Origin of the sequence: Aeromonas sp. SER, assembly GCF_038739615.1 — a bacterium.
GTDB lineage: Bacteria > Pseudomonadota > Gammaproteobacteria > Enterobacterales > Aeromonadaceae > Aeromonas > Aeromonas jandaei.
Genome location: NZ_JBCGFC010000003.1, coordinates 328854 through 349122, shown reverse-complemented (window position 1 = coordinate 349122; position 20269 = coordinate 328854). Strand labels below are relative to the sequence as shown.

Genomic DNA, 20269 nt, shown 5'->3' with positions numbered 1-20269 from the left:
CTCCTCATAAGTCGGGTGAAATAATCGCCAGCCCGTGCATAAGTGTGATCAGGATCTTGTTCTGGCGGCCGAACGGGGCGGCACGGTCTGCCAGTTTGCCAGAACGGATGGATAAAACCATATTAAATCAGCAAGTTAAATTGATATTTGTGTAAGCGCACCGGGGTTGGTATTGGTGGATGGAGCATGAATGTATCCGCTGGATACGCCACACGGAGGTGGCATGCTCCGCCCGGCCCAATGGCTGGGCGTTTTTTATACATGGTCAGATGACAACCTTTCGGCGGGTCTTCGAGCAATTATTCCGGTTTGTCCAATGAGTTATCCCCAGCTTCTGGGGATAACTCAAAACGCAAAGTAGTAACAGAAGCGTCGGGTCAGATTGAAGAAGAGCCGTTGCCCCTCATCCAGCTCTTCCTGCTTGATAAAGGCGGTGATGGTGCGCTCGTCCTCGCGCAGATCGATCATCGGTACGGCTTCCGGGCGCTGCCCTTTGATATAGGTGAGAATTTTCGGTTTGAGCGGCATGGTCGGCTCGGTGGACAACACCAGCGCCACCGTTTCGTCCGAGAGTTTCACCAGCGATCCCGGTGGATAAACCCCCAGCACCTTGACCAGCAGCTTGACCAGCGTCTGATCGAACTTCTTCTGGGAGAGTTTGTAGAGCTGGCTGATGGCCTGGCTGGGCGCCGCCGGATTGGCGCTGCTGCGCGGATGCAGCAGCTCGTCATAAAAGTCCACCAGTCCGATCAGACGTGCCAGCGGAGGTATCTCCCCTCCCTTGATCCCCAGCGGATAGCCGCTGCCGTCGAGCCGTTCATGATGCAGATGTGCCACCTGACGGATCTTGGGCTCGAAGGCATTGAGCTGGGTCAGCATGTCGAGCCCGTATTGCGGGTGCATATTGAGAAAATTTTGCTCTGCCTTGCTGAGCTCCCCACGCTTCTGGATGATCTGGCTCGGTATCTTGAGCTCGCCGATATCGTGGATAAGTCCGGCCAGACCGGTCTCTTCCAGTTCAATGGGGTTCATGCCCAGCTCGCGTGCCATCAGCATGGCGATAAAGGCCACGTTGAGGCTGTGTTGCAGCAAAATGTCGGTGTGGGGGTTGCGGATAAGGTGCAGACCGAGTGGCCCTTCATGCTGGCTGAGCTGGAGGGCGGCATTGCGGACAATCTGGGCGGTATTGGCCAGCCCCTCGTCGGGTTTCAGGTTGAGAGAGCCCAATGCGTCTCTCAGCTCGCTCATCGACTGGCCAAATGCCTTGTCGGCGGCACGCATGGAGCGGCGGAAGGCTTTTTCGTCAAAGGGGGGCGGGCCAGAGGCGATCAGCTCTTCCAGCTCTTCGAGGTCGGGGCCGGCATCGGGCACATCGCCGCGCAGCAGCGGCTCGATCGGCAGGTCGCTCTTGTCGGGGTCCACCATCATGAGGTTCAGATCAAGGTGGCGAATGATATCCAGCTGCTGCTGATCCTTGATCTTGAAGGCATTGAACATAAAAGGATGGTTTGTCCATCCGGTGGGAAGATGGATAAAGTGGCCAACCCTCAGCTGTTCTATAGAGGCTTCGATCAGTGCCATTGATGAACTCGCATTTCTTGAATGCCTACCCAACAAGCTAGCAAAATCCGATGGATAGACAACAAAAAAACCAAGGTAACGGTTGACTGGATGCGAGGCTGTGATGATGCGCACGGAGCGCTGCGTTATCTCTTAATTCGCGCTTAATTTTTGCCTTCTACGCTGGCGGCACTGTTTCTGGTAGTGTTGCCCCGCCATTTATTGTGTCGTCCGGCATTCAGGAGTCTTCTATGCGCATCACGCTCGGTGTGATGAAGGTGAATTTGTTGCTGGTGCTCTTTTTCGCACTGGTGCTGAACTGGCCTTTCTTTCTTCGTTTTTATTCTGTTATCAGTGGTCTGGAACATGTCCGGGCCGGTTTCGTTATCTCGGTTCCTCTGGTGCTGCTTGCCGCACTCAACGCCGTTTTTATTCCCTTTACCTTCCGCTGGTTGCTCAAGCCCTTCTTTTCGCTGTTGATCCTGACGGGTTCCATAGTCAGTTACGCCATGCTCAAGTACGGCGTCATCTTCGATGCCAGCATGATTCAGAACATAGTGGAGACCAACAACAGTGAGGCGACCTCCTACCTGAATATGCCGGTCGTGCTCTGGTTCCTGCTGACCGGCGTGTTGCCCATGCTGGTGCTCTGGTCGCTGAAGGTGCGCTATCCGGCAAACTGGTACAAGGGGCTGGCCATCAGGGCTGGTGCACTGGCCCTCTCGCTGCTGTTCGTGGGAGGCGTGGCGGCTCTTTACTATCAGGATTACGTCTCGATCGGCCGCAATCACCGGATCCTGGGCAAGCAGATAGTGCCGGCCAACTATGTCAACGGCATCTACAAATATGCCCGCGACGTGGTATTTGCTACCCCCATTCCTTATCAACCGTTGGGGACTGATGCGAAAGTCATCGCCAAAGGAGATAAACCGACCCTGATGTTTCTGGTTGTGGGGGAGACGGCGCGCAGCAAAAATTACTCCCTCAACGGCTATGGCAAACCGACCAACAGCTTTACCGACAAAGAGGGGGGCGTCGTTTCGTTTCGGGATGTACGCTCCTGCGGTACCGCCACCGCGGTTTCGGTGCCCTGCATGTTCTCCAACCTGACCCGCCGTGGCTATGACGAGCAGCAGGCGAACGCTCAGGATGGCTTGCTCGATGTTCTGCAACATGCCGGGATCTCGGTGCTCTGGAAGGACAACGATGCCGGTTGCAAGGGGGTATGCCGCAACGTGCCGACTATCGATATAGCGCCAAAGGATTATCCGGCCTTCTGCAAGGGTGGTTCCTGTTATGACGAGGTACTGCTGGAGGGGTTGGATCAGCAGATCGCCCGAATGAAGGGCAACAAGCTGGTGGTCTTTCACCTGATGGGGAGTCACGGCCCGACCTACTATCGCCGCTATCCAGCCAGTGATCGGGTATTCGTGCCCGACTGCCCGCGCAGCGACATTGAAAACTGCAGCGACGAGGAGCTGGTCAACACCTATGACAACACTATCCGCTATACCGACAAGGTGGTGGCGCAGCTTATCGACAAGCTCAAGGCTCTGGAGAGCAAGTACAACACCGGCCTGCTTTACCTCTCGGATCACGGCGAATCGCTGGGTGCCATGGGACTTTACCTGCACGGTACACCCTACAAGTTCGCACCGGACGATCAGACCAAGGTCCCCCTGTTGACCTGGCTCTCTCCGCAAATGGTAGCCAACCGTCAGCTGGATATGAGCTGCCTGGCCGGGGAGGCAAGCAGCAAGCGCTTCTCCCACGACAACCTGTTTCACTCGATGCTGGGGATTATGGATGTGCAGACCAAGGTCTACGACGGGGGTCTGGATCTGTTCAAAGCTTGCAGAAGTCAGTGATAAGGGGTCGAGATTCGCCCAATAAAAAACGGCAGCCACTGGCTGCCGTTTTTTATTGCAAAGGATAAACCTTACTTCTGCTCCATGATGATCTGCAGCAGGTCTCCCTCCAGCAGGGCACGTTTGACCAGCGCAAAGCCGCCATAGGTCGGCTGGTTCTGGAAGCGCGCCTTCACGATGGGCAGGCCACGGTGGAAGCTAGGCAGGGACTGGTGCTCAACGCAGCGGCGGATAGCCGGGAAGAGGATCTCTTCGGCTGCGGTTATTTCGCCGGCGATCAGCACCTTTTGCGGGTTGAACAGGTTGACCGTGATGGCCACCGCCCGTCCCAGATGTTCGCCGACGTTCTCGATGACGCTGCGAGCCAGTTCGTCGCCCGCCAGCGCCGCCTTGCACACCTCCTGAATGGTGATGTGCTTCTCCTGCAGCGAGCTCTGGTGGCCGCGGCTGATAAGCTCCTTCACCTTATCGATGATCGCTTCGTTGGAGGCGATGGTCTCAAGGCAACCGAAGTTGCCGCAGTGGCAGCGCTTGCCGAGTGGCTCGACCTGGATATGGCCGATCTCGCCGACGTTGCGGTTCTGACCGAGGAACACCTGACCCTTGGTGATGATCCCGGAGCCTGTGCCTTGGTGGACGCTCACCAGAATGGAGTCCATGCAGTCGCGGGACTCGCCGAAGAAGTGTTCGGCCAGCGCCAGCGAGCGGGTGTCGTTGCCCACATAGCAGGGGAGGTTAAAGTGGTTCTCAAGCAGCTTTGCCAGTCCCAGATTGCGGATCTGGTACTTGGGGGTATAGATGACCATGCCGGATTCCGGATTGACCAGACCCGGCATGGTGAGGGCGATGCTGATGAGATTGCGGCTGCGCTCGGCGTTGGCGTCGATGAAGGCGCCAATTTCCCGCAGCAGCATGTCGACCACGGGTTGCTGGTCGATCTCGGTCACCTGAATGACGTGCTGGTCGAGCTCCTTGCCGTCGAGATCATAGAGACTCAGCTGCAGGTAGCCACGGCCCAGCTTGGCGGAGACAAACTGAAAGCGATGCTTGATGGTGGTCAGCGAGATGGCTCGCCGCCCGCCGGTGGAGGCTTGCGGAGAGGTCTCCTTGATCAGGCCATGCTCGATCAGTTGCCGGGTTATTTTGGTCACGCTGGCCGGGGCCAGCTGACTCAACTCGGCAATTTTGACCCGCGAGATGGGGCCTTGCAGGTCGATGAGCCGATATACGGCTGCACTGTTGACCTGCTTGATAAGATCTACGTTTGCTATTTGTCCGCCAGTCATGATGTCACTGTTGTGTGTAGTGTCCGTTAACCACGGTCCCACGGACCGTGAAGTCCTGATCGAAGACAGTGAGGTTGGCTACTTTACCGACCTGGATACTACCGAGACGTGAGTCCCATCCAATGGCGCGCGCGGGATAGAGGCTGGCCATTCTCAGTGCTTCATCGAGCGGTAATCCGACCTGCTTGACCAGATTCTCCACCCCTTCAATCATGGTGAGGGAGGAACCGCCGAGTGTACCATTCTCGTCAATGCACTGACCATCGCGCAAAAAGACGGTGGTGCCACAAAAATCAAATTTCTCAAACCCTTCCGGCGCCCCTGCCGCGGCAGTGGCATCGGTGACCAGCACCAGTCGCTCACCAAGGATCTTGTGTGCCAGACGCACGTTGGCCCAGTGCACATGGTGGCCATCGACGATGACGCCAGCGTAGACATCCTTGCGGTCATAAATGGCGCCCACCACACCCGGCTCGCGACCGTTGAGGGTCGGGGTCATGGCGTTGTAGAGGTGGGTGGCAAAGCGAATGCCGTTGTCAAAGCCAGTCATCGCCTGGTCATAACTGGCGGCGGTATGGCCGGCAGAGACCAGGATCCCCGCATCCACCAGACGACGAACGTGGGCCGGATCGTTGCGCTCCGGTGCCAGGGTGATCTTGGCGATGGCGTCCGCGTTGGCGCAGAAGAAGTCGATCATCTCGTCCGCTGGCTGGCGGATTTGCGCGGCAGGGTGGATCCCCTTGCGCTTGAGGTTGGTGTAGGGACCTTCCAGATGGACACCCAGCACCTCGTTGGGGCGGGCGGCCATGTAGTCACGGGTGACGGCGACGGCCTGCTTCATGTCCGCATCCGGACTGGTGATCAGGGTCGGCAGGAAGCTGGTGGTACCGGATTTCAGGTTGGCCGCCTGCATGGTGGCCAGGGTTTCTGTGGTGATGTCGGTGTTGAACATCACGCCGCCACAGCCGTTGAGCTGCACGTCGATGAAACCGGCGGTCAGATTGGCGCCTTTGAGGTCAATCTGCTCGATACCCGCAGGCAGCTCGGCCTCGCGGGAGATGGCGACAATCTTGTCGCCCTCGATAAGCACCCCGTAACCGGTCAGCACGCAGCTGCCGGTATAGAGAGTGCAGTTGGTCAATGCGTACATGGGCGCTCCTTACAAACGGCCGATGTTGGCGGCTTCCAGCTGCTGGAAGTAGCGAACGGTCTTGACCTTGAGCTCCATGGTGGAGGGCTCGTCACACACCATCATTCCCTTCGGATGCAGTTGCAGGGTGGAGATGGTCCACATGTGGTTGACGCTGCCTTCCACGGCGGCCTGCAGAGCCAGTGCCTTGCCGTGGCCGGTCACCAGGATCATGATCTCTTCCGCATCCATCAGGGTGCCGACACCCACGGTCAGCGCCAGCTTGGGCACCTGCTCCATGTCGCCACCGAAGAAGCGGGAGTTGGCGATGCGGGTATCCTCGGTCAGGGTCTTGACCCGGGTACGGGAGGAGAGGGAAGAGGCCGGTTCGTTGAACGCGATGTGGCCGTCATTGCCGACGCCACCCATGAACAGGTGGATCTTGCCGTAGGACTTGATCTTCTCTTCGTAGCGCTTGCACTCGGCCACCAGATCTTCGGCATTGCCGTTGAGAATGTTGATGTTCTCGGGACGGATGTCGATGTGGCTGAAGAAGTTGTTGTGCATGAAGCTGTGGTAGCTCTCCGGGTGATCTTCCGGCAGGCCGACGTACTCGTCCATGTTGAAGGTGACCACGTTCTGGAAGCTCACTTCGCCAGCCTTGTGCAACTCAATCAGACGCTTGTAGGTATTGAGCGGAGTGCCACCGGTGGGCAGGCCCAGTACGAAGGGGCGGTCTGCTGTCGGCTTGAAGGCATTGATACGGTCAACGATGTAACGGGCAGACCACAGGCCTACTTGGCTGGCGGACTTCAACGGGATCAGGCGCATATGGATACCTCTGTGTCGGGTTGCGACCGGCTTGACGGTGGCAATGGGCTAAGACGAATTTAAGTTGTTTTATAGCGTAAATAAAGATTGCGAACTAAGCCACATCTATCCACCACCTTTATCTTGTTTGGGTGATAACGATCACGATTATCGGTTTATTAATTTGCGCAGCGAAATAAAAGCCCTAGACTGCAAATCAAGCCTTGATGGCTTATGCGTCAAACGTGATAAGCACTTAATTTCTAGAAAAACATTAACTAAGGAGAGGAACCGTGAACATTCTCGGTTATTTGCAAAAGATCGGCCGTGCCCTGATGGTGCCGGTAGCGGTATTGCCTGCCGCCGCGATCCTGATGGGGGTTGGCTACTGGATTGACCCGAATGGTTGGGGTGGTGAGAGCGCGTTGGCTGCCTTCCTGATTAAAGCGGGCGCAGCCATTATCGATAACATGTCCGTACTGTTCGCAGTCGGTGTTGCTTACGGTATGTCCAAGGATAAAGACGGTTCTGCTGCTCTGGCAGGTCTGGTCGGCTTCCTGGTCGTTACCACCCTGCTGAGCCCGGGCGCTGTGGCCCAGATCAAGAGCATCCCGGTGGAGCAGGTTCCTGCCGCGTTTGCCAAGATCAGCAACCAGTTCGTGGGTATCCTGTGTGGTGTTATCGCCGCTGAGCTCTACAACCGCTTCAGCAGCGTCGAGCTGCACAAGGCCCTCTCCTTCTTCTCCGGTCGTCGTCTGGTACCGATCGTAACCTCCGTCGTGATGATCGTCGTATCTTTCATCCTGATGGCAGTATGGCCAGCAATCTACGGTGGTCTGGTCTCCTTCGGTGAGTCCATCGTGAGCCTGGGCTCCACCGGCGCCGGTATCTACGCCTTCTTCAACCGTCTGCTGATCCCGATTGGTCTGCACCACGCCCTGAACTCCGTGTTCTGGTTCAACGTGGCCGGTATCAACGACATCCCGAACTTCCTGGGTGGTCAGGCTACCATCGATGCCGCTCTGGCCGCTGGCAAGAGCCTTGATCAGGTGAAAGGCGTGGTCGGTATGTACCAGGCTGGCTTCTTCCCCATCATGATGTTCGGTCTGCCGGGTGCCGCTCTGGCCATCTACCACTCCGCCAAGAAAGAGAACAAAGAGAAAGTTGCGTCCATCATGATCGCTGCTGCCTTTGCCTCCTTCTTCACTGGTGTAACCGAGCCGCTCGAATTCTCCTTCATGTTCGTAGCTCCGGTACTGTATGTCTCCACGCCGTGCTGACCGGTATCTCCGTGTTCATCGCTGCCTCCATGCACTGGATGGCCGGTTTCGGTTTCAGTGCCGGTCTGGTGGATATGGTGCTCTCCAGCCGCAACCCGCTGGCAACCAACTGGTACATGCTGATCCCTCAGGGTCTGGTCTTCTTCGGCCTCTACTACACAGTGTTCCGCGTAGTCATTGCCAAGCTGAACCTGAAAACTCCGGGTCGTGAAGATGATGAAGCTGCTGCTCCGGCTGCTGCCCAGTCCACCAACCGTACCGAGCTGGCCAAGCAGTATCTGGAAGTGTTGGGCGGTCAGGACAACCTGGTTACCATCGATGCCTGCATCACCCGTCTGCGTCTGACCCTGAAAGACCGCAGCATCGTCGATGAGCGCAAGCTGAAAGCCCTGGGTGCGGCCGGTGTGGTCAAGCTCGGTGAGCAGAACCTGCAGGTGATTCTGGGCCCATTGGCCGAAATCATCGCCGGTGAGATGAAAGCCCTGCGTTAATCGAGCGACTCGCTCACCTCAAGTCTAAGTCCATTGTTGACATAACTAAGGGCCCCGCCTCGGGGCCCCATATAAAAAAAGCCAAGAAAATCCAACCTTTACTTCAAATGAGAGCAGCAGTTATGAACTTGAAACATTCTCTGTTAGCCATTGCCATGTCTACCGTTTTCGTCAGCCAGGTCCAGGCAGCCGATGCCGCCAAGCAAGCCGTGGTCGACTCCCTCGCCAACAACCTGGTGGTCAAGTATGAAGTGGTCACCAACGATGGCGCCGGTGCCGGTCTCGATTGCCAGGCGCTGGGCTCCGAGTGGGCGAGCTGTGGCGTTGCCAAGCTGCACCTGACCAACACCGGTGCTGACGTCACCTCCAAGGATTGGAGCATCTATGTATCCTCCATCCGCCGCATCCAGCGTGTGGACAACGACCAGTTCACCATTACTCACCTGACCGGCGACCTCTATCGTTTGACGCCAACCGAGAAGTTCCAGGGGTTCGCCAAGGATGCCACCGTCGAAGTACCGCTGGTGGTCGAGTATTGGGTACTGTTCGAATCTGACATCATGCCGAACTGGTATGTCGCCAGCGAAGGTGCCGAGCCGAAAGTGCTGGCCAGCATGAGCAACATCGATGATGCCACCACCTACGAGAAGCCGATGCCGGCTGATGGCTGGAAGCGCATCAAGGATGACAAGAACATCCTGATGAACAGCGAGACCCGCTTCGCTGCCAACCAGACCAGCACTCTGCTGCCGGCTGGCAAGGTCGATAACCAGATCCTGCCGACCCCGATGAAGCAGGTGGTCAAGGCTGGCCCGCAGGTTGACTTCTCCACCATCAAACTCAATGCCCTGGATCTGCCGAGCGATCGCGCCGAAGCCCTGAAAGCACAACTGACCAAGCTGGGTGTTACCCTCTCCGACACCGGCTACCCGGTCACCATCAAGCTGGGCAGCAAGCTCAAGCAGGCCGAAGGTTATGACATGACCATCGGCAAGAAAGGCACTGTTATCCAGGGTCACGACATCGAAGGCGCCTACTGGGGTGCTCAGTCCCTGATCTCCCTCTTGGGGGTCAACGACAAGCTGGTTAGCCAGATGACCGTTGAAGATGCGCCGCGCTTTGAATATCGCGGTATGCAGACCGATGTGGCTCGTCACTTCCGCAGCCTGGAGACCATGAAGAAACTGGTTGACCAGATGTCTGCCATGAAGCTCAACGTGCTGCACCTGGGCCTGACCAACGATGAAGGCTGGCGTCTCGAGATCCCGGGTCTGCCGGAACTGACTCAGGTCGGTAGCCAGCGTTGCCACGATCTCTCCGAAACCAAGTGCCTGCTGCCGCAACTGGGCTCTGGCCCGACCAGCGACAACCAGGGCTCCGGCTTCTACAGCAAGTCCGACTATATCGACCTGGTGCGTTATGCCAGAGCGCGCGGTGTGACCGTCATCCCCGAGATCAACATGCCGGCGCACGCCCGTGCCGCCGTGGTCTCCATGGAAGCGCGTTACAAGCGTCTGATGGCTGAGGGCAAAGAAGCCGAAGCCAACCAGTTCCGCCTGACTGACCCGGCTGATACCTCCAACGTTACCTCAGTCCAGTTCTACGACAAGATGTCCTTCATCAACCCTTGCCAGCCGGGTGCTGCCACCTTCGTGGCCAAGGTAATGGATGAAGTTGCCCAGATGCACCAGGCCGCCGGCCAGCCGCTGACCGCATGGCACTACGGTGGTGACGAAGCGAAGAACATCATGCAGGGCGGTGGTTATCAGGATCCGGCTGTCACCAAGAAAGAAGAGCTGGTGGCATGGAAAGGCAACGTCGACTCCAGCAAGCAGGACAAGCCGTTTGGCAAGTCCCCGATGTGCCAGAAGATGATCGACGATGGCAAGATCAAGGACGTTGCTGAACTGCCGGTTTACTTCGCCAAGGAAGTGGGCGAGATGGTCAAGGGCCACGGCTTCTCCACCCTGCAGGCGTGGGAAGATGGTCTGAAGTACGCCAACAGCGCCAAGGACTTCGCCACCGACAACACCCGTGTCAACTTCTGGGAAACCCTCTACTGGGGTGGCTTCAACGAAGCGATGAAGTGGGCGCACAAGGGTTACGAAGTGGTCCTGTCCAACCCGGATTACCTCTACTTCGACTTCCCGAACGAGGTGCACCCGGCTGAGCGTGGCTACTACTGGGCAACCCGTTTCAACGACACCCGCAAGGTGTTCGCCTTCGCCCCGGAAAACCTGCCGCAGAACGCCGAGACCTCGGTTGACCGCGACGGCAACGCCTTCGTGGCCAAGGGTGACCAGGATCCGGTCAAGTTCAAGGGCATTTCCGGTCAGCAGTGGAGTGAAACCGTACGTACCGACGCTCAGTACGAGTACATGGTTTACCCGCGTATCTTCTCCATGGCCGAGCGCGCATGGCACAAGGGTGGCTTCGAGCTGAACTATGTGAAAGGTCGCGAGTTCTCCGGCGAGACCAAGCATGTCAACAAGGCCACTCTGAACAAAGAGTGGAACCAGTTCGCCAACGTGCTGGGTCAGCGCGTCCTGCCGAAACTGGATCAGGCCGGTGTTGAATACCGCCTCTCCGTACCGGGTGCCAAAGTGGTGAACGGTGTGCTGGAAGCGAACGTGGATCTGCCGGGCCTGCCTATCCAGTACAGCCTGGACGGCAAGACCTGGACTGCCTACGACGCCGCGGCCAAACCGACCGTTGATGGCAAGGTCTACCTGCGTACCACCAGCTTCGATGGCAAGCGTACCAGCCGAGTCACCGAGCTGAACTGATAGTACAGATGTCGTAACGCAAGGTGGGTCGCAAGACCCGCCTTTCCCAAGGGCGATGGTCTATCGGATTTGGGAAAGGTTGACTGTGCGTGTGAGCCTTTGTTGTGTGTGTATTGTCTGTTTTGTTTTTCATCACTTTCAGCCCCGCCCAGTGCGGGGCTTTTTTATACATCCTGCGTGACGAGGCAGCTTTGACCCGCTTTTTAGCACGCCAATAGCCCGGAACTGCCAAATTCAGGTTGAGGCAGGGCGCGTAATGAGGGATCATATCCGGCTTGACGGCGGGGGGATGAGGGTGCCAGCCGGCACAACTTCCGCCAGTGACGCTTTTTTGAGGTGAGCCATGAGTCAGGCGAACAGCCCAACTAACTTTATTCGTCAGATCATTGATGAAGATCTGGCCAGCGGTAAGCACAGCAGCGTGCATACCCGTTTTCCGCCCGAGCCGAACGGTTATCTCCATATCGGCCACGCCAAATCCATCTGCCTGAACTTCGGCATCGCCCGCGACTATCAGGGCCAGTGCAACCTGCGCTTTGACGATACCAACCCGGCGAAGGAAGATATCGAGTACGTTGAGTCCATCAAGCAGGACGTGCAGTGGCTCGGCTTCCAGTGGAACGGCGAGATCTGCTACTCCTCCGACTATTTCGACAAGCTGCACGGCTACGCCGTTGAGCTGATCGAAAAGGGTCTGGCCTATGTGGACGAGCTCTCCCCCGAGCAGATGCGCGAGTACCGCGGCACCCTGACCGAGCCGGGCAAGAACAGCCCGTTCCGTGACCGCAGCGTGGCAGAGAACCTGGCCCTGTTCGAGAAGATGAAGAACGGCGAGTTTGCCGAGGGCTCTGTCTGCCTGCGCGCCAAGATCGACATGGCTTCTCCCTTCATGGTGATGCGCGATCCGGTTATCTATCGCATCAAGTTTGCCCATCACCACCAGACCGGTGACAAGTGGTGCATCTACCCGATGTATGACTTCACTCACTGCATCTCGGACGCCCTGGAAGGGATCACCCACTCCATCTGTACTCTGGAGTTCCAGGACAACCGTCGTCTGTACGACTGGGTGCTGGACAACATCACCATCGACTGCCACCCGCGTCAGTACGAGTTCTCTCGTCTGAACCTCGAATACACCGTCATGTCCAAGCGCAAGCTGAACCTGCTGGTGACCGAGAAGCACGTCGATGGCTGGGACGACCCGCGCATGCTGACCGTCTCCGGTCTGCGTCGTCGTGGTTACACTCCGGCCTCCATCCGCGAGTTCTGCAAGCGCATCGGCGTGACCAAGCAGGACAACATCGTCGAGATGAGCATGCTGGAAGCCTGCATCCGTGAAGACCTCAACGAGAATGCGCCGCGCGCCATGGCCGTGCTGCACCCGGTGAAGGTGGTGATCGAGAACCTGGCTGCCGATGAAGTGCTGACCGCCCCGGCTCACCCGAGCAACGCCGAGATGGGTACCCGCGAGCTGAACTTTACCCGCGAGATCTTTATCGACGAAGCGGACTTCAAAGAAGAGGCGAACAAGCAGTTCAAGCGTCTGGTGCTGGGCAAGGAAGTGCGTCTGCGCAATGCCTATGTGATCAAGGCCGAGCGCATCGAGAAAGATGCTGATGGCAAAGTCACCTGCATCTACTGCAGCTACGACCCCGAGACGCTGGGCAAGGATCCGGCCGATGGCCGCAAGGTGAAAGGGGTGATCCACTGGGTCAGCGCTACTCACTCCCTGCCGGCTGAAGTGCGTCTCTATGACCGTCTGTTCAAGGTGCCGAACCCGGGCGCCGAAGAGGACTTCGAAGCGGCCCTGAACCCGGAATCCCTGGTGATCATCGAGGGTGCCCGTGTCGAGGCTTCGCTCAAGAATGCCAAGCCGGAGCAGGCTTACCAGTTCGAGCGCGAAGGCTACTTCTGCGCCGACAACAAGCTCTCCAGCCCGGAGCATCTGGTGTTCAACCGCACCGTTGCCCTGCGCGACTCTTGGGGCAAGGTAGAAGGCTGATACAGTGGGGCAGGGGAGACTCTGCCCTCCATTGTGCTTCTATCCTGTTTCGGACAATAAAAAAGCCAGCTGATGCTGGCTTTTTTATTGTCCGTGATCTGATGTTGCAGCCGACTCAGTCGTCGTGCTTGCACTCACCGCTGGCACAGTGACCGTAGAGGTAGAGACTGTGGTTGGTGAGACGGATATTGTGCTTCTTGGCAATCTCGCTCTGGCGCTGCTCGATCACCTCGTCGGAGAACTCGATCACCTTGCCGCAGTCCAGGCAAACCAGATGGTCGTGGTGCTCCTGAGTCGCCAGCTCGAATACCGACTTGCCCCCTTCGAAGTGATGACGGGTCACGATACCGGCATCATCAAACTGGTTGAGAACGCGGTAGACGGTGGCGAGGCCAATCTCTTCACCCAGATCGATCAGGCGTTTATAGAGATCTTCGGCACTGGTGTGTTGGCAGTCCGGCTGTTGCAGGATTTCCAGGATCTTGACCCGGGGCAAGGTGATCTTGAGCCCGGCCTTTTTTAACGCTTGGTTGTTGTCTGCCATATTCTACTTATTCGCATTCTCGAAGGTGGGGTTTATTCTGATGGACTGCCGCGGGAATGGCAACCTTCAACTCGCTTGGCCTGTCATTATAGGTCGTTGCATCCCTAAAAATAAACCCGCAAATTCAAAGGGTTTAGCCACTCATCCGGGTCTGGATTGAAATAATCAATCACCTTGATCGACTTGCCGGGATGGCAGATGTTGATAAGATGTAACTTTCACATATCTGGTCGGATGAGATCCATGGATTGGCTTTTTGACAACGCGGCCTGGGTGCGCCGCGCCCTCAATGCCTGGCCCCCTTTCTGGGGTGCCGGCATCAAGATAGAGACCCTGAGCGATGATTTTCGCTACTGCCGGGTGACCCTGAAATCCCGCTGGTGGAACAAGAACGCCAACCGCACCCAGTTTGGCGGCAGCATGTTTGCCATGACAGATCCCATCTATCCGCTGATGCTGATGGGCTACTTCAAGAACCGTTATTACGTCTGGGACAAGGCGGGCAGCATCAACTACATCAAGCCGGGCAAGGGCAAGCTGGTGGCGGAATTCAACCTGAGCGACGGCAAGCTGGCCGAGATCGTGGCGGCGACCGAGGGGGGCATCAAGTACTTTCCCGAATTCGAGGTGACGGTGCAGGACGGTCAGGGGGAGCTGGTGGCGCAGGTGAAACGTACTCTCTATGTGCGGGCCAAGCCCGAGCACAGGGGAGAGTGAACGAGCGCAAATTGCAGATAGAACAAGGGCCCCAACGGGGCCCTTGTTGCTGCAAGCAGGGGGAGGAGATTACTCCAGCTCGCCCAGGCACATCTCTTCGTGCAACTGCTTGCACCAGCCTTTGACGCGCTCGGCGGTCAGCTCCGGCTGACGATCTTCGTCGATGCCCAGACCCACGAAGTGCTTGTCATCTACCAGCGCCTTGGAGGCTTCGAATTCGTAACCGGCAGTCGGCCAGTGACCGATGATGATGGCGCCTTTGGCTTCAACGATGTCGCGCAGGGTACCCATGGCGTCGAGGAAGTACTCGGCGTAGTCTTCCTGATCGCCACAACCGAAGATGGCAACCAGCTTGTTGGTGAAGTCGATTTCGCCCAGATCGGGGAAGAAGTCGTCCCAGTCGGCCTGTGCTTCGCCGTAGTACCAGGTCGGGATGCCGAACATCAGCAGATCGAAGTTCTCGATGTCGGCCTTGCTGCTCTTGGCGATGTCACGGACTTCAATCAGATTCTTGCCCAGCTCTTTCTGGATCATCTTGGCGACAGCTTCGGTGTTACCGGTATCGCTGCCAAAAAACAGACCTACACTTGCCATAGTGTTTAGTTACCCGTATTTGGTGTTAATGCTTGACGCTCAGACTGCAATATCCACCGCAAAGGCGGACTCAATCTGTTGCTTCAGGATAGATTGGATCAGCTCGGCTCGGCTGATGTTCTGTTGCAACGCAAGTTGGTTCAGGCGCTCCAGCAACTCGGCCTCCACCTTTAACTCTACCCGCTTCAGCCCATTCTCCCGATCGCGCTTAAGCTGGTTACGCTTGTTGATCTTGAGTTGGGTCTCGCGGGGGAGTGGGTTGGTCTTTGGCCTGCCGGGGCGCTTCTCGTTTGCGAACAGATCCAGTGTTGTTCGATCAGTTTGCTGTTTGGCCATACATCACAGATGAAAATTGTTAGCCTAGTCCTGAGCCTTCCCAGCCCAGTTCGATCAGCCCCTTGGCGACAAAACCTGCACAACCCAGAAACAGTACCAACCAGACGATGAAACGACCGAAACGGGGCACGTTGCCGCGTTTGAGAACGTCCTGAATGGCCAGGCCAATCAATATGAAAATGGCCACAAAGAATAACTTGAGGCCCAAACTTTCGATCAGGTCGATATGTTCACTTAGCATGGATTGCGCACACTCCTTATGACGGGCGCACTATATCACAAAGGATTTGGAACTGTTAACCGCCTGTGGACAGGAAATCCACAACCAGTTTGTTGAACAACATCGGTTTTTCCGCATGCAGCCAGTGGCCGGTTCCGGCGATGACGCGCACCTTTGCTGCCGGGAATTGGGCCAGTGCCGCCTCGCTGTATTGCGGCTGCATGTAATCGGAATCCCCCCCCTTGATAAAGAGCACTGGCCCCTCGAAGCGGCGCTCATCCTCGGGCCAGCCCATGATGTTGGCGTAGTTCTCCTCAAGAGCAGGCACATTGAAGCGCCACTGCCAGCCATCGTCACCTTTGGCGAAGGATTTGAGCAGAAACTGGCGCACCCCGGCGATCTCGATATGTTCGGCCAGAATGCGCTCCGCGTCGCTGCGGCTCTGGGGCTGAGCCGCCAGAGTGGCGTTGAGGCCAGCGAACACATTCTGGTGGCGGGAGTGGGGATAGGCGACCGGCGCCATGTCGGCCACCACCAGCCGGCTCACCCGCGCGGGCGCCAGCTTGGCAAGCTGCATCCCGACCTTGCCCCCCATGGAGTGGCCGACTATCGCCGCCTGATCCAGCCCAAGGTGATCCATCAGCGCGAGTATATCGGCGGCCTGCGCCGGATAGCTCATGTCGTCGCTGCGAAACGAGGTGCCGTGGTTGCGCAGATCGACGCTGATGACCCGATAGTGCTCGCCGAGGGCGCGGGCCAGCAGACCCAGGTTATCTAGGCTGCCAAACAGCCCGTGGATCAGAATGACGGCCGGTCCCTGACCCTGCTCTTTGAAGTTCACTACGCTCTTTTGTTGCAAAATGACACCTTGTTCGGCCATGAGTGCGTTGCCGATATGATTTAACGCACTGGAAAGAAAAGGATTTCGTGTGATGAAGGGAAAATTTGTGTGGTTTTTTTTCTAAAAAATCCCGTTCAGATCGGCTATCAGTGCGGCCGATCACACACTTGGGCCGCTATTATGCCGTATTCTCGATGAGATTCATGTACATCTGCCAGCCCCTCCCTTGGGCTGTCGGGTTTGCCTATGTATAATCGCCGCATCCGAATTTCGACGAGTCCAGCGCATCCCTATGAAAACCATCGAGCTTGATGACGATCTCTACTTCTATATCGCTAGCCAGACCCGGCACATCGGTGAGAGTGCCTCCGACATCCTGCGCCGTCTGCTGGAACAGCCTGCTCAGGGGGCAGCGTCAGCCGCCGTTGCCGAGCCAGCCGTGGCGGCACCATCCCGTGCCGTTGCTGCGCCGCAGGGGCTGCAAGCCCTGCTCGACTCAGGCGAGCTGCAGCAGGAAGAGAAGTCCATCAACCGTTTCATGCAGGTGCTGAGTACCCTCTACCGGGATGATCCGGTCGGGTTTACCCAGGCCACCGAAATCAAGGGGCGCAAGCGCGTCTATTTCTCGCGGGATCCCGAGGCTCTGCGCGCCAGTGGCAGCACCACCAAGCCCAAGCCGGTACCGGAAACCCCGTTCTGGGTGATCACCAACACCAACACCAGTCGCAAGCAGAACATGGTGGCCCAGCTGATGAGCAGCATGGGTTACGGCGACGAGGTGATCGCGCAGGTGTGCGGCGCAATCTAACGGTTTTTCAAGACTCAGGCCTTGCCCGGCAAGGCCGCCATTACGCAAGGAAAACGCCATGGCTCAGCATTCCCACGCCGGTCAGCCGGCCCGTTTAAGCGACCTGACCAACATTCCCCGTCTGGTCAGCGCCTACTACCTCAACAAGCCGGACATGAGCCGCCCCGAGCAACGAGTTGCCTTCGGTACCTCCGGCCACCGCGGCAGCGCCCTGCACAGCGCCTTTACCGAATCCCATATTCTGGCGGTGACCCAGGCCCTGGTGGAGTATCGCCAGCAGGCCGGTATCACTGGCCCGCTGTTTGTCGGCATGGATACTCACGCCCTGTCCGAATCCGCCTTTGCCAGCGCAGTCGAAGTGCTGGCCGCCAACGGCGTTGAAACCCGCATTCAGGCTGGCCTCGGCTTTACCCCGACCCCGGTCATCTCTCACGCCATCCTGCGCCACAATGCAGGCAAACCGGCTGCCCGTGCTGACGGTGTGGTGATCACTCCGTCCCACAACCCGCCGGAAGATGGTGGCTTCAAATACAACCCGCCTCACGGTGGTCCCGCCGAAGGGGAGATCACCAAGTGGGTCGAGGATCGTGCCAACGCCATTCTGGAAGCGGGTCTGGCCGGCGTGAAACGGATGCCGTTCGCCGAGGCGCTCAAGAGCCCGTTCGTGGTCGAGCACGACTATGTCACCCCCTATGTGGATGATCTGAAGAACGTGCTGGACATGGATGCCATCAAGAACGCGGGCATCAAGATCGGTGTCGATCCGTTGGGCGGCTCCGGCGTCGCCTACTGGGACGTCATCGCCAAGACCTACGGCCTGAACATCGAGGTGGTGAACTACAAGGTCGACCCGACCTTCTCCTTCATGACCCTGGATAAAGACGGCAAGATCCGGATGGACTGCTCCAGCCCGTTCGCCATGGCCAGCCTGATTGCCCTCAAAGACAAGTTCGACATCGCCCTTGGCAACGACCCTGACTACGACCGTCACGGCATCGTCACCAAGTCCGGCCTGATGAACCCGAACCACTATCTGGCGGTGGCGATCCAGTATCTGTTTACCCATCGCTCCGGCTGGTCTGCCGATGCGGCCGTCGGCAAGACGCTGGTCTCTTCCTCCATGATCGACCGGGTGGCCGGCGAGATTGGCCGTACTCTGAAAGAGGTGCCGGTCGGCTTCAAGTGGTTCGTGGATGGCCTCTACAGCGGCGAGTTCGGCTTTGGTGGCGAGGAGAGCGCAGGCGCCTCCTTCCTGCGCAAAGATGGCACCGTCTGGACCACCGACAAGGATGGCTTCATTCTGGCGCTGCTGGCGGCAGAAATTCTGGCGGTCACCGGCAAGGATCCGCAGGCTCATTACGACGCACTGGAAGCCAAATTTGGCAGCTCCAGCTACCGCCGCATCGACGCCCCGGCCAACAGCGCCCAGAAAGCAGTGCTCTCCAAGCTGGATCCGGCGTTGGTGGAAGCCTCCACTCTGGCCGGTGAGCCCATCATCGCCAAGCTGACCAAGGCGCCGGGCAACGATGCTGCCATCGGCGGCCTCAAGGTGGTGACCGAGAACGGCTGGTTCGCGGCGCGCCCCTCCGGCACCGAGTCTATCTACAAGATCTACATGGAGAGCTTCAAGGGCGACGCGCACCTCGACCTCATCCAGCAGGAAGCCCAGCAGATCGTCTCCGCGGCACTGGCCAAGGCCGGGGTCTGATTTCGGGTCAATCTGCCGTGAATAAATAAAGTAATTGGTATAAAAAAGGAGCCGTTAAGGCTCCTTTTTTTATCTGCTGATCGCGGTTTGTCAGCGCGCCGCCTTCACCGCCAGCCCCAGCTGCCACACCGCCATGGCGTAGTGGGTGCTGTGGTTGTAGCGGGTGATGGCGTAGAAGTTGGGCAGACCGTACCAGTATTGGTAGCCGGTGCCGACATCGAGGCGCAGCAGGCTCGCATCGCTGTGGTTGCCAAGGCTGCTGGTGGGGGTCAGCCCGGCGCGGCGCAGAGAGGCCACCGGGTAGCGGGTCTGGAAGCCGTGCTCATAGCCGGGCAGCTGGCCCTGACCGCGCACCGCCACCGGTTGCCCCTTCTCCCAGCCGTGGGCCTTGAAGTAGTTGGCGACGCTGCCGATGGCATCCACCGGATCCCACAGGTTGGTGTGGCCGTTGCCGTCAAAGTCCACCGCGTAGCGCTGGAAGCTGGAGGGCATGAACTGGCCGTAGCCCATGGCACCGGCGTAGGAGCCCTTGGGTTCGGTGGGGTCCATCCCCTCATCGCGGGTCATCACCAGGAAGGCTTCCAGTTCGCTGGTGAAGAACTCGGCGCGGCGCGGGTAATCAAACGCCAGGGTGGCCAGCGCATCCAGAATGCGGGTCTTGCCCATCACCCGGCCCCAGCGGGTCTCGACCCCGATAATGCCGACGATGATCTCGGGCGGCACTCCGTAGATCTGCTCCGCCCGATTGAGCTCGCTCGCGTATTCGCGCCAGAAGTTGACGCCGTTCTGTACGTTGTCCGGGGTGATGAACTTGGCGCGGTAGCGGTTCCAGGCGCCGGTCGGGCCGGTCGGTTTGCTGGTGGTCGGCGCCTGGGCATCCATCAGACGGATGATCCAGTCGTAGCGCTCTGCCTGCGCCAGCACCTGATGGAGCTGGGCGCTGTCAAAACCGTGCTTCTCGACCATCTTCTGGACGAATCTGTCCACATTGGTGCGATTGGCGAAGTCCCCTTTGCTCACCCCCTGGCTGTAAACGGGGCTGCGCGACGGCGTCTGGTTGATGAAGGCGCTCTTGGGTTGGGGGACGACCACTGGCTTGGCAGCCGGCGTGCTGCTGCAGCCACCGAGCAGAGGAAACAACGACAGAGTGAGAAGAGAGGCAAGGCGACGCATAGGGTTCTCAAGGAGACTGATAAAAGTGCCGCCATGGTAAAACATTGTCATCCGGGCGCAAGTGTTCCGTGCGCCGCACCCATCGCCAATTCATCGCGTGATGGATTAGCCCT

Annotated in this window: 16 protein-coding genes and 1 pseudogene; 7 read left to right on the top strand and 10 right to left on the bottom strand. The window is 58.1% G+C overall.

The features are described 5' to 3' along the window. Positions 1-345: 345 nt before the first annotated feature. Complete coding sequence (locus AAHA41_RS06630; protein ID WP_042032413.1) at positions 346-1581, bottom strand: HD-GYP domain-containing protein; 1236 nt, start codon at positions 1579-1581, stop codon at positions 346-348. A gap of 230 nt (positions 1582-1811) precedes the next feature. Between AAHA41_RS06630 and AAHA41_RS06625 the strand changes: the two genes are divergently transcribed. After that, a complete protein-coding gene (locus tag AAHA41_RS06625; protein ID WP_323068764.1) occupies positions 1812-3428 on the top strand; it encodes a phosphoethanolamine--lipid A transferase in 1617 nt (538 codons plus the stop codon). Positions 3429-3499: 71 nt separating this feature from the next. On the opposite strand, the gene AAHA41_RS06620 is transcribed toward AAHA41_RS06625, so the two are convergent. Genes AAHA41_RS06620 through nagB form a run of 3 tightly spaced genes read right to left on the bottom strand, consistent with a single transcriptional unit; the run spans position 3500 to position 6674 of the window. Continuing rightward, positions 3500-4714 (bottom strand): ROK family protein, encoded by a 1215-nt coding sequence (locus AAHA41_RS06620; protein WP_033113459.1) that lies wholly within the window; start codon positions 4712-4714, stop codon positions 3500-3502. A gap of 4 nt (positions 4715-4718) precedes the next feature. Further along, positions 4719-5864 carry an N-acetylglucosamine-6-phosphate deacetylase gene (gene nagA, locus AAHA41_RS06615; protein WP_323068766.1) on the bottom strand — a complete coding sequence of 382 codons (1146 nt, stop codon included), beginning with the start codon at positions 5862-5864 and terminating at the stop codon, positions 4719-4721. A 9-nt stretch (positions 5865-5873) separates the two neighbouring features. Beyond that, entirely contained in the window at positions 5874-6674 is an 801-nt protein-coding gene (nagB, locus tag AAHA41_RS06610) for a glucosamine-6-phosphate deaminase (protein ID WP_041208406.1), read from the bottom strand. A 272-nt stretch (positions 6675-6946) separates the two neighbouring features. Between nagB and nagE the strand changes: the two are divergent. The 3 genes and pseudogenes from nagE to glnS all read left to right on the top strand — a co-directional run bounded on the left by nagE (position 6947) and on the right by glnS (position 13215). Continuing rightward, positions 6947-8424, top strand: a pseudogene (nagE, locus tag AAHA41_RS06605) (N-acetylglucosamine-specific PTS transporter subunit IIBC). Between the two features lie 122 nt (positions 8425-8546). Beyond that, positions 8547-11210 (top strand): beta-N-acetylhexosaminidase, encoded by a 2664-nt coding sequence (locus tag AAHA41_RS06600; RefSeq protein ID WP_323068768.1) that lies wholly within the window; start codon positions 8547-8549, stop codon positions 11208-11210. A 343-nt stretch (positions 11211-11553) separates the two neighbouring features. Then, entirely contained in the window at positions 11554-13215 is a 1662-nt protein-coding gene (gene glnS, locus AAHA41_RS06595) for a glutamine--tRNA ligase (protein ID WP_042032417.1), read from the top strand. Positions 13216-13330: 115 nt separating this feature from the next. Here the strand turns inward: glnS and fur are convergent, their stop codons facing one another. Next, positions 13331-13759, bottom strand: a complete 429-nt coding sequence (gene fur, locus AAHA41_RS06590; protein ID WP_033113453.1) for a ferric iron uptake transcriptional regulator — start codon at positions 13757-13759, stop codon at positions 13331-13333. A 243-nt stretch (positions 13760-14002) separates the two neighbouring features. On the opposite strand from fur, the gene AAHA41_RS06585 reads away from it, so the two are divergent. After that, complete coding sequence (locus AAHA41_RS06585) at positions 14003-14476, top strand: DUF4442 domain-containing protein (protein ID WP_033113452.1); 474 nt, start codon at positions 14003-14005, stop codon at positions 14474-14476. A 69-nt stretch (positions 14477-14545) separates the two neighbouring features. Here AAHA41_RS06585 and fldA read toward each other — a convergent pair whose 3' ends face one another. From fldA to AAHA41_RS06565, 4 genes are read right to left on the bottom strand one after another with little or no spacing between them, the layout of a single operon-like run. Next, positions 14546-15070: a flavodoxin FldA gene (gene fldA / locus AAHA41_RS06580; RefSeq protein ID WP_033113451.1), complete on the bottom strand. Its 525-nt coding sequence runs from the start codon at positions 15068-15070 to the stop codon at positions 14546-14548. A 39-nt stretch (positions 15071-15109) separates the two neighbouring features. Further along, the gene (ybfE, locus tag AAHA41_RS06575; RefSeq protein ID WP_005334297.1) at positions 15110-15406 is read right to left on the bottom strand and encodes a LexA regulated protein; all 297 of its coding nucleotides are present in this window, start codon (positions 15404-15406) and stop codon (positions 15110-15112) included. 19 nt (positions 15407-15425) lie between these two features. Further along, a complete protein-coding gene (locus tag AAHA41_RS06570; RefSeq protein WP_005334296.1) occupies positions 15426-15647 on the bottom strand; it encodes a DUF2788 domain-containing protein in 222 nt (73 codons plus the stop codon). 55 nt (positions 15648-15702) lie between these two features. Further along, positions 15703-16467: an alpha/beta fold hydrolase gene (locus tag AAHA41_RS06565; RefSeq protein ID WP_323068816.1), complete on the bottom strand. Its 765-nt coding sequence runs from the start codon at positions 16465-16467 to the stop codon at positions 15703-15705. Between the two features lie 292 nt (positions 16468-16759). Between AAHA41_RS06565 and seqA the strand changes: the two genes are divergently transcribed. Further along, complete coding sequence (gene seqA, locus AAHA41_RS06560) at positions 16760-17275, top strand: replication initiation negative regulator SeqA (RefSeq protein ID WP_162516824.1); 516 nt, start codon at positions 16760-16762, stop codon at positions 17273-17275. Between the two features lie 58 nt (positions 17276-17333). Next, a complete protein-coding gene (gene pgm, locus AAHA41_RS06555; protein ID WP_323068771.1) occupies positions 17334-18983 on the top strand; it encodes a phosphoglucomutase (alpha-D-glucose-1,6-bisphosphate-dependent) in 1650 nt (549 codons plus the stop codon). Between the two features lie 90 nt (positions 18984-19073). Here pgm and mltB read toward each other — a convergent pair whose 3' ends face one another. Further along, positions 19074-20156: a lytic murein transglycosylase B gene (gene mltB / locus AAHA41_RS06550; RefSeq protein WP_323068773.1), complete on the bottom strand. Its 1083-nt coding sequence runs from the start codon at positions 20154-20156 to the stop codon at positions 19074-19076. Between the last annotated feature and the right edge of the window lie 113 nt (positions 20157-20269).